Source organism: Paracoccus homiensis (genome assembly GCF_900111675.1).
In the GTDB taxonomy this organism is placed as follows: Bacteria; Pseudomonadota; Alphaproteobacteria; order Rhodobacterales; family Rhodobacteraceae; genus Paracoccus; species Paracoccus homiensis.
On sequence record NZ_FOHO01000005.1, the window covers coordinates 126843 to 141343 of the forward strand.

Below are 14501 nucleotides of genomic sequence, written 5' to 3' on the forward strand. Positions count from 1 at the left end.
CTGCGTCTTCATTCCTTCCCGGCAGCCGTATTGCCGCCGTCATGCCCGCGCAGACCCGTCAGTCTGCCGGCTTCCAAGATCACCTTGTCCGTCAGGCCACCCGCCGCAAGCGCGCCGTGTATGACATGATCGCGCCCAAAGGACAAACCCAATTCTGATGCGGTCAGACAGCCGAACCAGCGCCCGCCCGTGGGCGTCCACAGCTTGCCCTTGCCGCGTTCCGACCCGTCGCTGGCCTGCAACAGAACCTTTGCGCGACCCTCGGCCAGCCAACCCTTGACCTTTTCAAAGCCGGCGACCGCGCGACCCGTCTTGCGGGCCAGCGAGACCAGCTCGACCACCCGCTTTGCCAATCCGGCTTCGACCAGGTCGGACAGATCGGCGGGAACCGTTACCTTGGCCCTGGCCGCCCGGGCAAACAGGCCCTTGGCCGCGGCCTTGTCGATGGCCGCACGATCGGCGGCCACCCAGATGCCGCGTCCCGGCAGCTTTTCAGTCAGATCGGGCACGATGCTTTCATCGGGCCCGACAACGAAACGGATCAACCCGGCTTTGGGTTGCACCTCTCCGGTGACGATGCAGCGCCGTTCGGGCGCATCGCGATCCTTAGTGAGACCACCGCGGCTCAAGCGCGAAAATCCGGGGCATCACGCCCCGGCCTCCGCGGTCTCGTCGCCTTCGGCTTCCTCGGCGTCGCCTGCCTCAGCTTCCAGTTCGGCGGGATCGACCCAGCCCAGCATGATCCGGGCAGTCATCACCATGGTCTGCGCCTCTTCAAGGCTGATCTCGAACGGTTCCAGCAGACCTTCGTCCTTGACGCGCTGACCGTTGACCGTGGTCCAGCCGCCGGCCAGTTCCCAGTCGGCGCAGGTGGCAAAGTCTTCCAACGTCTTGACGCCATCCTTGGCCAGTGCCTCTACCATCTGGGGGGTCAGGCCTTCGAATTCAACCAGGCTGTCCTCGACACCCAGGGCGCGGGCATTGTCCAGCGCGGCCTTGTTGCGGGCTTCCAGCACGTCGCGGGCGCGGGCCTGCAATTCGGCTGCGGTGCCCTCGTCGACACCCTCGATCGATAGCAGTTCGTCCTGCTCGACATAGGCGACTTCTTCCAGATCGGTGAAGCCTTCGGCGACCAGAAGCTGCGCGAAGAATTCGTCCAGATCCAGCGCGTCCATGAACAGCTTGGTCCGGGCGTTGAACTCGGCCTGACGACGCTTCGATTCCTCTTCCTCGGTCAGGATGTCGATATCCAGACCGGTCAGCTGGCTGGCCAAGCGCACGTTCTGACCGCGACGACCGATGGCAAGGCTAAGCTGTTCGTCGGGGACCACGACCTCGATCTTGTTCGCCTCTTCGTCGAACACGACCTTGCTGACCTCGGCGGGCTGCAACGCGTTGACCAGAAAAGTCGCCTGATCCTCGTTCCACGGGATGATGTCGATCTTTTCGCCCTGCAATTCGCCGACGACGGCCTGCACGCGGCTGCCGCGCATCCCGACGCAGGCCCCGACCGGATCGATCGAGTTGTCGAACGAGATCACGGCGATCTTGGCGCGGCTGCCCGGATCGCGGGCAACGGCCTTGATCTCGATGACGCCTTCGTAGATTTCCGGCACCTCCATCTTGAACAGTTCGGCCATGAACTGCGGATCCGTGCGCGACAGGAAGATCTGCGGGCCACGGCTTTCGCGGCGGACATCCTTCACATAGGCGCGGATCCGGTCGTTCGGGCGATAGCTTTCGCGACCGATCTTCTCGTTGCGGCGCAGCACGGCTTCGCCACGACCCACATCGACGATGATGTTGCCGTATTCCTCGCGCTTGACGATGCCGTTGATGATGGTGCCGGCACGGTCCTTGAATTCCTCGTACTGGCGGTCACGCTCGGCCTCGCGGACGCGCTGCAGGATCACCTGCTTGGCCGACTGGGCGGCGATCCGGCCCAGATCGACGGGCGGAACCTCTTCCTGGAACACGTCGCCGACCTGCGGGCCACCGGCGAAATCGGCAAGACGCTGATCTTCGCGGGTCCAGAAGTTGCGCGCGTCTTTCGACGGCTCGAAATAGGGGCGGGCCTGATCGGCGGTGAACTGGGCCTGATAGTTTTCCAGCTCTTCATCTTCGACGACCGTGCGGACACGGGTGAAGGTGGCGTTGCCGGTCCGGCGGTCGATCTTGACCCGGATATCCATTTCCGAGCCATAGCGCGACTTCGCGGCACGGGCGAGGCTGTCTTCCATGGCTTCGATGACCAGCTCGGGCTCGATCATCTTTTCGCGTGCCACGGCTTCGGCCGTTTGCAGCAGTTCCAGCTGGTTGGCAGAGGTGATTGCCATCACTTACTCCTTCGAATCGGCGCCGTTCGCGCCCGTTTGTTCTTGGTTGTCGCTGTCGTCTTCGGTCTCGACCGCGTCGAACGCGCTTTCGTCCAGATTGTCGATCTCGATCCCGGCTTCTTTCTTCTGGCGCAGCATCTCGCGGATCAGCTCGTCGGTCAGCACCAGCTTGGCATCGGACAGCCAGTCGAAATTCAGCCCGATGGTCTGAACCTCGCCGCCCTCGTCCATGTTCAACAGAACTTCGTCGCCCTCGACCCCGGCCAGAACACCTTTCCAGCGCTTGCGCCCGTCGATCTGCTCGCTTGTTTCCAGCCGAACCTCGTAGCCCTCGAAGGTTTCGAAATCCTTCAGGCGGGTCAGGGGACGGTCGATCCCGGGGCTGGAGACCTCCAGATGATAGGCCTCCTCGATCGGGTCCTCGACATCCAGTGTCGCGCTGACAGCGACAGAGATATCGCCGCAATCATCGACATTGATGCCGCCATCGGGGCGGTCGGCCATGATCTGCAACGTGGCGGTCTTGCCACCTTGCAGGCGCACGCGCACCAGTTCAAAGCCCAGATCCTCGATCACCGGGGTGATGATCTCGGCCAGGCGCCGGTCGATGGCGGTCTTGGCGATCAGATCGTTCGACATAGCTACCTTCGGATACGAAAAAGGGCCCGCAGCGGGCCCATACGATTAAGTCCGGTGGGCAGGGGGTGGAAGCCTGCACCGCTGTTGAGGGGGATATAGACGCGAATCCCCCACAATGCAAGCGTGACGCGCAACGCCCCGGCACGCGACCGCCCTTGCCCGGCCCTGAAACCGAAAATCCGGGGCGTACCGCTTGCACGCCCCGGATCGCATCAGATCTGTCCGGCATTCAATCTAGACGGGTTTACCCTCATAGGTGCGCGACCCGACGCGGACGATGACATTTCCGTTCGGCGCCAATTTCTCGAACAGACCCTGAACCGAGATATAGCCACCAATCAATATAGTCTTCAGCATGTTGACCCCTTTCCTCCTCTCAGACCAGCTTGCCACGAATTGGTTAAGAAAGAAGTAACTTCTGATTGCACAGGGCTGATCCTGACGAAATCTACAACCAAATGGCGATGCTACAGCCACATTTGCAGCGCCGGGATCAGCGGAACATCCGCCGCGGGCATGGGGTAATTGCGCAAATCACGCGCATGTGCCCATGCCAGCGACTGCCCTTCACGCGGCTGAACGATTCCCTGCCATTTGCGGCAGGCGAACACGGGCATCAGCAAATGGAAATCGTCATAGCTGTGACTGGCGAAGGTCAGGGGCGCAAGGCAGCTGTCCCAGGTCTGGATGCCCAGCTCCTCATCCAATTCGCGGATCAGCGCGACTTCGGGGGTTTCGCCCGGCTCGACCTTGCCGCCCGGAAATTCCCACAGCCCGGCCATGGATTTCCCTTCCGGGCGCTGTGCCAGAAGCACGCGCCCGTCAGGATCGATCAGCGCAACGGCGGCGACCAGAACCGTCTTCACGACCGGTAATCCGCGTTGATGTCGATATAGCCATGGGTCAGATCACAGGTCCACGCGGTACGCGCGCCCTGCCCCAACCCCAGATCCACCGCGATCAGCAGGTTCTGGTTTTTCATATAGGCGCTGGCCGCGGCCTCGTCGTAATCCGGGGCACGCCAGCCCTTTTCGGCCAGAACCATATCACCGAAACGGATGGTCAGCAGATCGCGATCGGCCTTTGCGCCGGATTTGCCGACCGCCATGACGATGCGACCCCAATTGGCATCCTCGCCGGCGATGGCGGTCTTGACCAGCGGCGAATTGGCGATGGCCATGGCCACCTTCTGGGCGTCGGCCTCGGTCTCGGCGCCGGTGACCTGAACCTCGACGAATTTCGTCGCCCCCTCGCCGTCGCGCACGACCAGATGCGCCAGTTCGCGCATCACCTGTTGCAGCGCCGCCGTGAAACCCGCGCCCGCGCCACTGTCCAGCGAGGTGATCTCGGCCGCATCGCTGCGCCCGGTGGCCGCAAGGATCAGCGCATCCGAGGTCGAGGTGTCGCTGTCCACCGTGATCGCGTTGAAGGTGCTGTCCATATGGCCCGACAGCGCCTGTTGCAGCAGCGGTGCCGAAATTCTGGCATCGGTAAAGATATAGACCAGCATCGTCGCCATATCAGGCGCGATCATCCCGGAGCCCTTGGCGATACCGGTGATGCGGATCTGGCCACCATCGCCCGCCACGGTCGCCGAAGCGCCCTTGGGGAAAGTGTCGGTGGTCATGATCGCGCGGGCGGCCTCGGCCACGCCATCCTGCGACAGCGCCCCTGCCAGATCATCGGTGATCGCCACGATCCGGTCATGGGGCAGCGGCTCGCCGATCACCCCGGTCGAGGATGAAAACACCCGCGACGCCGGAACGCCGGTGGCGCTGGCGACTGCCGCCGTGACCGCATCGACCGATTCCTGCCCGCGCGCGCCGGTAAAGGCATTCGCATTGCCGGAATTGACGATGATCGCGGCACCGTCCGGGGCATCGCCCCCCTGTGTCAGCTTGGCCTGATTGTCCAGAACGCAGGCCGCGCGGGTCGAGGACCGGGTAAAGGCGCCCGCGATGCTGGCGCCCGGCGCGATCCTGATCAGGGTCACATCCGTGCGACCCTGATATTTGACGCCCGCCGCACCGCTGGCGAATTCGACCCCGGCGATCACCGGCAGATCGGGAAAGCGTGCAGGCGCCAGAGGCGAAACCGGAAGCCCCGCCTTGCCCATTATTCGGCCTCCAGCAGGTCGGTTTCGTTAATCAGCGCCGGATCGACGCCTTCGGTCTTTTCGATTTCGGCCTCGGTGGTCAGCTGTTCGATCCGTGCCTCGACCTTGTCGCGGCGCACCATCTGCACCAGCTGTTCGCGCACCTCGTCAAGGGCCGGGGCCTCTTGCACGCGGCTGTCATTCAGCTTGATCAGATGCCAGCCGAACTGCGTTTGCACCGGGTCCGAAATCTGGCCCTTTTCCATCGCCTTCACCGCATCGCCGAATTCGGCAACCATCTGATCGGCGCTGAACCAGCCCAGATCACCCTTGTTCGGGCCGCTGGGACCGGTCGAATTTTCTTCGGCCAGCGTGCCGAAATCGGCACCTTCGTCCAGTTCCGCCTTCAGCTCTTTCGCCTTCTCCTCGGTATCGACAAGGATATGGGCGGCCGAATATTCGGTGCTGGGCGCGGCATCGGCGAACAGCTTGTCATAGGCTGCCTGAATTTCGTCATCGGCGGGCTCTGCCTCGGCGATCTCGGTCACGGCGGCGGCAGCCAGCGTGTTGCGGCGCTGCAATTCCAGCTGGGCGCGCACGCCTGCGGTCTCGCTGCCGGTTTCGGACACGGCGGTCTGGCGGATCAGCTGATCCAGCAGCATGTCCCACAATGCCTGATCGGGCAGCCCGGCCATGTTCGGGTCCTGCACCGATTGCTTCATGACGATCATCTGACCCAAGGTGATCGGCTGGCCGTTCACGGTGGCCACGACTGTTTCGGCCGTGCGGTCCTGCGCTTGGGCAAAGACAGGTGTGACCACCGGTGCCGCGATCACGAGCGCGGTCAGAATCGAGCGTTTGAGCATGGAAATTCCTTTGCGGGTCCTTGAGCCGGTCCATTGTGCGGGACGGGCCAACATTGACACTCTGACGGGGGCGGCATACATCCGCAGGCAACCCGTGGAAGGCGCCACCGCCGCTTTTCGATCAGGCCCCTGATACGGCAATGCGGATGGTCCGGGCAAGTGGCCCAACTCTGACAAGCTTTCCCAACAACGTGATTGCGAAGGTAATATGCTCGGCATTGGAAATCTGGCGAAGAAGGTCTTTGGTACGCCGAATGACCGCAAGGTGAAATCGACCCGTCCCTTGGTCGCCCGCATCAACGCGCTGGAAGAGGACTTCAAGGCGCTTTCCGATGAGGGTCTGATCCAGAAAACCCGCGAATTTCAGACGCGCGTGGCCGAGGGTGAAAGCCTTGACGCCATCCTGCCCGAAGCCTTCGCCAACTGTCGCGAGGGCGCGCGCCGCGCGCTTGGGCTGCGGGCCTTCGACACGCAGCTGATGGGCGGCATCTTCCTGCATCAGGGCAATATCGCCGAGATGAAGACCGGTGAAGGCAAGACGCTGGTTGCGACCTTCCCGGCCTATCTGAACGCGCTGACCGGCAAGGGCGTGCATGTCGTCACGGTGAACGACTATCTGGCCAAGCGCGATGCCGAATGGATGGGCAAGGTCTTTACCCAGCTGGGCATGACCAGCGGCGCGGTCTATCCCTTCCAGCCCGAGGCCGAAAAGCGCGTCGCCTATCAGGCCGATGTGACCTATTCGACCAATAACGAGCTGGGTTTCGACTATCTGCGCGACAACATGAAGGGCAGCGTCGAAGAGATGCTTCAGCGCGGCCATCATTTCGCCATCGTCGACGAAGTGGACAGCATCCTGATCGACGAGGCGCGGACCCCGCTGATCATCTCGGGGCCGTCGCAGGACCGTTCGGAACTGTATGTCACGCTGGACAAATACATTCCGCTGCTGACCGAAGAACATTACAAGCTGGACGAAAAGGCCCGCAACGCCACCTTCACCGAAGAAGGTAACGAGTTTCTGGAACAAAGGCTGTCGGCAGACGGCATCCTTCCCGAAGGCCAGACGCTGTATGATCCGGAATCGACCACCATCGTCCACCATGCAAGCCAGGCCCTGCGCGCGCACAAGCTGTTCCTGAAGGATCAGCATTACATGATCCGCGATGGCGAAGTGGCGCTGATCGACGAATTCACCGGCCGCATGATGAAGGGCCGCCGCCTGTCGGACGGTCTGCATCAGGCGATCGAGGCCAAGGAAGGCGTCGCCATCCAGCCTGAAAACGTGACCCTGGCCAGCGTGACCTTCCAGAACTATTTCCGGCTTTACGACAAGCTGTCGGGCATGACCGGCACCGCCAGCACCGAGGCCGAGGAATTCGCCGAGATCTACAAGCTGGGCGTGGTCGAGGTACCGACGAACCGTCCCATCCAGCGACTGGATGAACATGACCGGGTCTACCGTACCGCGCAGGAAAAATACGGCGCCGTCGTCGAGGCGATCAAGGAAGCCCATGCCAAGGGTCAGCCGACCCTTGTGGGCACGACCAGCATCGAGAAATCCGAAATGCTGTCCAGCGTGCTGCAACAGGCCGGGATCCCGCATAACGTCCTGAACGCCCGCCAGCACGAGGCCGAGGCGCAGATCGTTGCCGATGCCGGCAAGTCGGGCGCCGTCACCATCGCCACCAACATGGCCGGTCGCGGCACCGACATCCAGCTGGGCGGCAATGTCGAGATGAAGGTGATGGAGGCGCTGAACGCCGATCCCGACGCCAATCCCGACGAATTGCGCGCCCGGATCGAAGCCGAACATGCCAACGAAAAGCAGAAGGTGCTGGACGCGGGCGGCCTGTTCGTTCTGGGCACCGAACGCCACGAAAGCCGCCGGATCGACAACCAGCTGCGCGGTCGTTCGGGCCGTCAGGGCGATCCCGGCCGTTCGCTGTTCTTCCTGTCGCTGGATGACGACCTGATGCGGATCTTCGGCTCCGAACGTCTGGACAAGGTCCTGTCCTCGCTGGGGATGAAGGAAGGCGAGGCGATCGTGCACCCTTGGGTGAACAAGTCGCTGGAACGTGCGCAGGCGAAGGTCGAGGGCCGCAACTTCGACATCCGCAAGCAGCTGCTGAAATTCGACGATGTTATGAACGATCAGCGCAAGGCGATCTTCAGCCAGCGCCGCGAGATCATGGACAGCCAGGAGGTCGGCGAAATCACCGCCGACATGCGCCATCAGGTCATCGACGATCTGGTCGATGATTTCATGCCACCGAAATCCTATGCCGATCAGTGGGACAGCGAGGGCCTAAAGAACGCCATTCGCGAACGCCTGAACATGAACCTGCCGATCGGCGACTGGGCCGAAGAGGAAGGCGTCGATCAGGAAACCATGCGTGAACGCATCGCGGATGCGACCGACACCTACATGGCAGACAAGACCCAGGCCTTCGGCGAAGAAAACATGCGCCAGATCGAAAAGCAGGTGCTGCTGCAGATGATCGATCAGAAATGGCGCGAGCATCTGGTCACGCTGGAACATCTACGCTCGGTCGTCGGCTTTCGCGGCTATGCGCAGCGCGACCCGCTGTCGGAATACAAGACCGAGGCGTTCCAGCTGTTCGAAACGCTGCTGGACGGGCTGCGTTTCGACGTGACCCAGCGCCTTGCCCAGATCCGTCCGCTGACGGATGCCGAGCGCGAGGACATGCTGCGCCAGATGGCGGAACAGCAGAAGGCCGCCCAGGAACATCTGACGATGGAGCATGGCGCCGAAAAGCAATCAACGGACGAGGAAGAAAAGCCTGCGCCGCTGGTCGAGGGTTTCGACGAAAACGACCCGTCGACCTGGGGTAATCCGTCGCGAAATGACCTGTGCCCCTGCGGCTCGGGCAAGAAGTTCAAACACTGCCACGGCGCGATCTGACACCAGACGGGGCGCAGTTTGCGTCCCGCGACCGCATTTGCGCCTGACGGGCGGGGCAAGCCCCGCCACGCTCAGGCACAAAGCGGCAGTCGCCGCGCGTTACGCCAGTTTCAGAGGCAGCTTCCAACCCCGCAGAAGGTCATCGGCCTGCATGGGGCGCTTGCCGGATCGCTGCGCCAGCAGGATCTCAACGGCACCCTCACCACAGGCAATCCGAAACCCGTCAAGAACCTCGCCAGCCTGCCCACTGCCCGCCACGACACGACTGCGCAGCAACTTGACCCGCTCTCCCTCGATCTCGCACCAGGCACCGGGGAAAGGCGACAATCCACGTATCTGACGATCAATCTGCGTGGCCGACCGCGTCCAATCGATCCGCGCCTCGGATTTGTCGATCTTTTCCGCATACCGAACACCATCGGCGGGCTGCGCCACAGCATCGGCCGGCAGCTGCGCAAGCACGCTGACGACAAGCTCCGCGCCCATGGTGGACAGCCGATCATGCAGATCCTGCGTCGTTTCCTCAACGCCGATCGGCGTTCGCGCCTCTGCGATCACCGGCCCGGTATCCAGTCCGACCTCCATCTGCATGATCGCGACACCCGTTTCCGCATCACCGGCCAGGATCGCGCGATGGATCGGCGCAGCCCCGCGCCAACGTGGCAACAGCGAAGCATGAATGTTCAGGCATCCGAACCGCGGCGCATCCAGAACCTCCTTGGGCAGGATCAACCCATAGGCCACGACGACCGCCACATCCGCCTGCAATTCGGCAAATTCGCGCTGCGCTTCGGCATCGCGCAACGACAGCGGGGTGCGCATCGGCAAACCCAGTTCCTCGGCCACCCTCTGCACCGCAGAGGGCCGTGCCTTCTGACCACGCCCGGCGGCACGCGGCGGCTGCGAATAAACCGCCACGACCTCGTGACGCGCCGCGATCTTGCGCAAGGCCGGAACTGAAAAATCAGGCGTTCCCATGAAAATCACACGCATCATCGCCTCTTCTTCTTTGTCCAAATACCCATCCTTGCCCGAAGCACGCGACAAGGCGGCCCTCAAAGCCAATCAGCCGCGCCGGGACAGCTTGGCCGATTTCTGTACCAGCATCTTGCGGCGCAGTGGCGACAAATGGTCGACATACATGCGCCCGTTCAGATGGTCGATCTGATGCTGCACGCTGGTCGCCCACAGCCCGACGAAATCGCGATCTTCCATGTCGCCCTTGGCGTTCATGAACCGCACCGTCACCGCACGGGGCCGGCTGACCGGGGCGAACACCCCCGGCAGGTTCGGGCTTGCCTCGTCATGCTGGCGCAGCTGGACGCTGGCATGCAGGATCTCCGGATTGGCCATCCGCACCGCCTGTCCGCGCTTGTCCGAGGCATCGACCACCGCCAGCCGCAGCATGATCCCGATCTGCGGCGCGGCAAGTCCGACGCCGGGCATCGCATCCATGGTCTGGATCATGTCGTCCCAGATCATCTGGACGGTCTCGGTAACGGCCTCGACCGGTTCGGCGGGCATGTGCAGGCGCTTGTCTGCATAGGGAATGAAGGGTCGAACGCTCATGTGACATCCACGATCAGGCGACCATCCAGATGGTCGAATTCATGCTGAAATATCCGCGCCTCGGCGCGGGTCAGTTGGCGCTGATGCCGCTTGCCCTGCAGATCGTACCAGCAGGCCGTGACCCAGGCCGGACGCGACACGACCATCGGCTGACCGGGAATCGACAGGCACTGCTCTTCGGCCTCGTCGGTTTCGGTCGATTGATCGACGATCTCGGGGTCCAGCGCGACCAAGGGCGAAGGGCGCCCTGCCTTCCACCCCGCATCCATGACAAAGACGCGATGCGCCCGGCCGATCTGCGGCGCGGCAAGGCCGCGGCCCTGTGCGTGATACATGCTGGCCAGCAAATCCCCTGCCAGGTCCTGCTGCTCGGCGGCGCTCAGATAGCCCGCGAATTCACAGACGCGGCGCAGGTCGGGATGCGGATGGATCAGGATCGGCCTGACCTTACCCCTGGGCAGCCCGTCGGGCCAGCCGTCGCCGGCCGCACCCGGAGCGGGCCTCTCAGACACGGGCGCGTTCCCGCTTCAGCTTGACCATCTTGCGGGTGATCATCTGCCGCTTCATCACCGACAGATGGTCGATGAACAGCACGCCGTTCAGGTGGTCCAGTTCGTGCTGGGCGCAGGTCGCCCACAGCCCGTCGAAATCCTGTTCATGCGTCTTGCCGTCCAGACCCAGCCAGCGCATCCGCACCTCGGCGGGGCGGGTCACTTCGGCATATTGATCGGGGATCGACAGGCAGCCCTCGTCATAGACATTCGTGTCATCCGAGGACAGAACGATCTCGGGGTTGATCAGAACCATCGGATTCTTCTCGTCCTCGGGCTCTCGGGTTGCGTCCATCACGAAGATCCGGCGCAGAACGCCGATCTGCGGGGCGGCAAGGCCGATGCCGGGCGCATCATACATCGTGGCCAGCATGTCATCGGCCAGCGCCTCGATTTCGGGCGTGACGCGGGCGATGGGTTCGGCCACCTTCTTCAGGCGGGGATCGGGATGGATCAGGATCGGACGCAGGCTCATGCATTGCGATTTAGGCGATGGCTTCACCTGACGCAACAACCCGCGTAAGCAGAAGCGACAAAGCAAAGGAGCCGACATGACCCTGCCCGATTTCGACGAAGTGATCGATCGCACCGGAACGCATTGCTCGAAATGGGACGACATGGAGGCGGGCTTTGGCGTGTCGCCGGCCGAAGGCGGGCTGGCGATGTGGGTCGCGGACATGGATTTCCGGCCGCCCGCCGCCGTTCAGCGCGCGGTCGAAACCGCCGCCGCCCACGGCATCTATGGCTATCCCGGCGCGAACCCCGCCTATCAGCAGTCGATCTGCTGGTGGATGGCCAATCGCCACGACTGGACAGTCGATCCCGACTGGATCCTGACCGCCGCCGGGCTGGTCAACGGCACCGCGATGGCGGTGCAGGCCTTTACCCAGCCGGGCGATGGGGTGATCGTGATGTCGCCCGTCTATCACGCCTTTGGCCGCATCATCAAAGCCAATAACCGCAATCTGGTCGAACTGCCGCTGGCTCAGGACGAAGGCAGCTATCGGCTGGACTGGTCACGCTGGGAAACCATGCTGGACGGGTCGGAACGGATGATGATCCTGTGTTCGCCGCATAATCCCGGCGGGCGCGTCTGGACCGCCGAGGAACTGCGGCAGGTCGCGGATTTCTGCGTGCGTCACGACCTGATCCTGATCTCGGACGAGATCCACAACGATCTGGTCATGCCGGGCCACAAACATCATGTCATGGCCGCACTGGTCCCCGAGATCAGCGACCGCCTGATCACGCTGAGCGCGGCGACCAAGACCTTCAACATCGCCGGTGCGCATCTGGGCAACGCGATCATCGCCGATGCTGATCTGCGCCTGCGCTTCAAGGCCGCGCTGATGGCCGGGGGCGTTTCGCCCGCCTTCATCGGCGCCGAGATGGTCACCGCCGCCTATTCCCCGGAAGGTGCGGCATGGGTTGATTCGCTGGTCGATTACCTTGACGGCAACCGCCGCCTGTTCGACAAGGGCGTGAACGCGATCCCCGGCCTGCGTTCCATGCCCCTGCAGGCCACCTACCTGTCCTGGGTGGATTTTTCCGGGACCGGCATGACCCCGGCCGAGTTCACCGCCCGCGTCGAGCGTGGCGCAAAGATCGCAGCCAATCACGGAAAAAGCTTCGGGGCGGGCGGCGACAGCTTTCTTCGCTTCAACATCGCAACGCCGCGTGCAAGGGTGGCGCAGGCCGTCCAGCGTCTGCAGGAGGCTTTTTCGGACCTGCAATAACCTGTTTCGCTTTGGAAATCCGACACCGCGATGCTGGCCTTTCTTTTTCTGGGGTGGCTACAGGGCCACCTGAACAAAGCCGATGATCTGAAAGGCCCGCTGGACGGTCCGGTCGATCGCATCCTCATCGACAAATCCGACCGGCGCATGACCGCGTTTCGCGGTGGCAAGCCGGTGCGCGTCTATGACGTCGCCCTTGGCTTCGCCCCCGAGGGCGACAAGAAGCTGGAAGGCGACGGCAAGACACCCGAGGGCGTCTACCGCGTCGACATGCTGAAAAAGAACAGCAGCTTCCACCTTGCCCTGCGGCTGGACTATCCGCGCGCCGATCACGTCGCGCTGGCGCGGGCCGGTGGCTATAACCCCGGCGGCGATATTTATATCCATGGCCAGCCCAACAGCCGCCCGGACGGGGAAATCCTGCCCGGCGACTGGACCGCCGGCTGCATCGCCCTGTCCGATGCCGAGGTGACCGAGCTGTTCGGCGCGATCCGCCTTGGCACCGAGGTCGAAATTCAGCCCTGATCCGGCCCGCGTTGCAATCCCGCGCCGTCAGCCGCATATAGGGCAAAATCGCGAACAGCCCCGGAGCACTTCTGGCATGGTCTATCTGGACTTCGAAAAACCCCTGGCCGACATTGAAGGCAAGGCAGAAGAACTGCGGACAATGGCCCGCAAATCCGAAGATGCGGTCGATGTCGAAAAAGAGGCCGCCGCGCTGGACAAGAAAGCCAGCGATCTTCTAGGCGATCTTTACAAGAATCTTGACCCCTGGCGCAAAACCCAGGTCGCGCGCCATCCCGATCGTCCGCATTGCCGCGACTATATCGAGGCGCTTTTCACCGAATACACCCCGCTTGCCGGTGACCGTGCCTTTGGTGACGACCACGCCGTGATGGGCGGCCTGGCCCGCTTCAAGGATCAGCCATGCGTGGTGATCGGCCATGAAAAAGGCAATGATACCAAATCGCGCATCACCCATAATTTCGGCATGGCCCGCCCCGAGGGGTATCGCAAGGCAATCCGCCTGATGGACATGGCGCATCGCTTTGGCCTGCCGGTCATTACGCTGGTCGACACGCCGGGCGCCTATCCCGGCAAAGGCGCCGAGGAACGCGGCCAGTCCGAAGCGATTGCCCGCTGCACCCAGAAATGCCTTGAAATCGGCGTTCCTCTGGTCAGCGTCATCATCGGCGAAGGCGGATCCGGCGGTGCCGTGGCCTTTGCCACCGCCAACCAGATCGCGATGCTGGAACATTCGATCTACTCGGTGATCTCGCCCGAGGGCTGCGCCTCGATCCTGTGGAAGGACGCCGACAAGATGCGCGAGGCCGCCACGGCGCTGCGCCTGACCGCGCAGGACCTGAAGAAACTGGGCGTGATCGACCGCATCATCAAGGAACCTCTGGGCGGCGCTCAGCGGGATTCCGCCGGTGCGATCAAGGCGGTCGGCGATGAGATTTCCGCAATGCTGAACGATATGGTCGGCAAGAAATCGCCCGAGCTGATCAAGGACCGGCGGCAGAAATTCCTGAGCATGGGTTCAAAATCCTTGGTCTAGGTATTTCCACCCACAAGATCTGGTAACAATCGACCTCCTTGCCGATGAAACCAGCGCCTTCTGTCGGCAAGGCGACACAAGTTTAGATCAAACGGTTTAAGAAGATTCTTGCCGATCGGGGGTACCGGATCAGTGAGTGTTTGGTTTAAGAGTTTCGGTCCCTCCGGCCGGGCGCGGTTTCAGCGAACCGCATAACAATATTCTCAAAGCCTGTTGCATGGA

15 protein-coding genes are annotated in these 14501 nt (G+C 62.7%); 4 read left to right on the top strand and 11 right to left on the bottom strand.

Features of this window, described 5'->3' with window-relative positions; all coding sequences use genetic code 11:
- Positions 1–8: 8 nt before the first annotated feature.
- The 7 genes from BMX67_RS09050 to BMX67_RS09080 form a co-directional block, all read right to left on the bottom strand.
- Complete coding sequence (locus BMX67_RS09050) at positions 9–629, bottom strand: RNA-binding protein (protein WP_090734222.1); 621 nt, start codon at positions 627–629, stop codon at positions 9–11.
- An 18-nt stretch (positions 630–647) separates the two neighbouring features.
- On the bottom strand, positions 648–2336 hold the full coding sequence (gene nusA, locus BMX67_RS09055) for a transcription termination factor NusA (protein WP_090734224.1): 1689 nt from the start codon (positions 2334–2336) through the stop codon (positions 648–650).
- Between the two features lie 3 nt (positions 2337–2339).
- Positions 2340–2975: a ribosome maturation factor RimP gene (gene rimP, locus BMX67_RS09060; RefSeq protein ID WP_090734225.1), complete on the bottom strand. Its 636-nt coding sequence runs from the start codon at positions 2973–2975 to the stop codon at positions 2340–2342.
- A 234-nt stretch (positions 2976–3209) separates the two neighbouring features.
- Positions 3210–3332, bottom strand: a complete 123-nt coding sequence (locus BMX67_RS19985; protein WP_090734227.1) for a hypothetical protein — start codon at positions 3330–3332, stop codon at positions 3210–3212.
- Positions 3333–3442: 110 nt separating this feature from the next.
- A complete protein-coding gene (gene mutT / locus BMX67_RS09070) occupies positions 3443–3841 on the bottom strand; it encodes an 8-oxo-dGTP diphosphatase MutT (RefSeq protein WP_090734228.1) in 399 nt (132 codons plus the stop codon).
- Positions 3838–5091: a bifunctional glutamate N-acetyltransferase/amino-acid acetyltransferase ArgJ gene (argJ, locus tag BMX67_RS09075; protein ID WP_090734230.1), complete on the bottom strand. Its 1254-nt coding sequence runs from the start codon at positions 5089–5091 to the stop codon at positions 3838–3840. Before argJ ends, mutT begins: the two co-directional genes overlap by 4 nt.
- Positions 5091–5936: a peptidylprolyl isomerase gene (locus BMX67_RS09080; protein ID WP_090734231.1), complete on the bottom strand. Its 846-nt coding sequence runs from the start codon at positions 5934–5936 to the stop codon at positions 5091–5093. The genes argJ and BMX67_RS09080 overlap by 1 nt, the downstream gene beginning before the upstream one ends.
- Before the next feature lie 208 nt (positions 5937–6144).
- Between BMX67_RS09080 and secA the strand changes: the two genes are divergently transcribed.
- The gene (gene secA, locus BMX67_RS09085; RefSeq protein ID WP_090734233.1) at positions 6145–8862 is read left to right on the top strand and encodes a preprotein translocase subunit SecA; all 2718 of its coding nucleotides are present in this window, start codon (positions 6145–6147) and stop codon (positions 8860–8862) included.
- A gap of 99 nt (positions 8863–8961) precedes the next feature.
- Here secA and fmt read toward each other — a convergent pair whose 3' ends face one another.
- From fmt to def (BMX67_RS09105), 4 genes are all read right to left on the bottom strand, one after another.
- On the bottom strand, positions 8962–9855 hold the full coding sequence (fmt, locus tag BMX67_RS09090; protein WP_090734421.1) for a methionyl-tRNA formyltransferase: 894 nt from the start codon (positions 9853–9855) through the stop codon (positions 8962–8964).
- A gap of 72 nt (positions 9856–9927) precedes the next feature.
- A complete protein-coding gene (def, locus tag BMX67_RS09095; RefSeq protein ID WP_090734234.1) occupies positions 9928–10431 on the bottom strand; it encodes a peptide deformylase in 504 nt (167 codons plus the stop codon).
- Positions 10428–10943, bottom strand: a complete 516-nt coding sequence (gene def, locus BMX67_RS09100) for a peptide deformylase (protein WP_090734236.1) — start codon at positions 10941–10943, stop codon at positions 10428–10430. The genes def (BMX67_RS09095) and def (BMX67_RS09100) overlap by 4 nt, the downstream gene beginning before the upstream one ends.
- Positions 10936–11457, bottom strand: coding sequence for a peptide deformylase (gene def / locus BMX67_RS09105; RefSeq protein ID WP_090734238.1), 522 nt, complete (start codon positions 11455–11457; stop codon positions 10936–10938). Before def (BMX67_RS09105) ends, def (BMX67_RS09100) begins: the two co-directional genes overlap by 8 nt.
- A gap of 76 nt (positions 11458–11533) precedes the next feature.
- On the opposite strand from def (BMX67_RS09105), the gene BMX67_RS09110 reads away from it, so the two are divergent.
- The 3 genes from BMX67_RS09110 to BMX67_RS09120 all read left to right on the top strand — a co-directional run bounded on the left by BMX67_RS09110 (position 11534) and on the right by BMX67_RS09120 (position 14279).
- Entirely contained in the window at positions 11534–12718 is a 1185-nt protein-coding gene (locus tag BMX67_RS09110; protein ID WP_090734240.1) for a MalY/PatB family protein, read from the top strand.
- 30 nt (positions 12719–12748) lie between these two features.
- Positions 12749–13243, top strand: a complete 495-nt coding sequence (locus BMX67_RS09115; protein WP_090734241.1) for a L,D-transpeptidase family protein — start codon at positions 12749–12751, stop codon at positions 13241–13243.
- Between the two features lie 76 nt (positions 13244–13319).
- The gene (locus BMX67_RS09120; protein WP_090734243.1) at positions 13320–14279 is read left to right on the top strand and encodes an acetyl-CoA carboxylase carboxyltransferase subunit alpha; all 960 of its coding nucleotides are present in this window, start codon (positions 13320–13322) and stop codon (positions 14277–14279) included.
- The last annotated feature ends 222 nt before the right edge of the window (positions 14280–14501 follow it).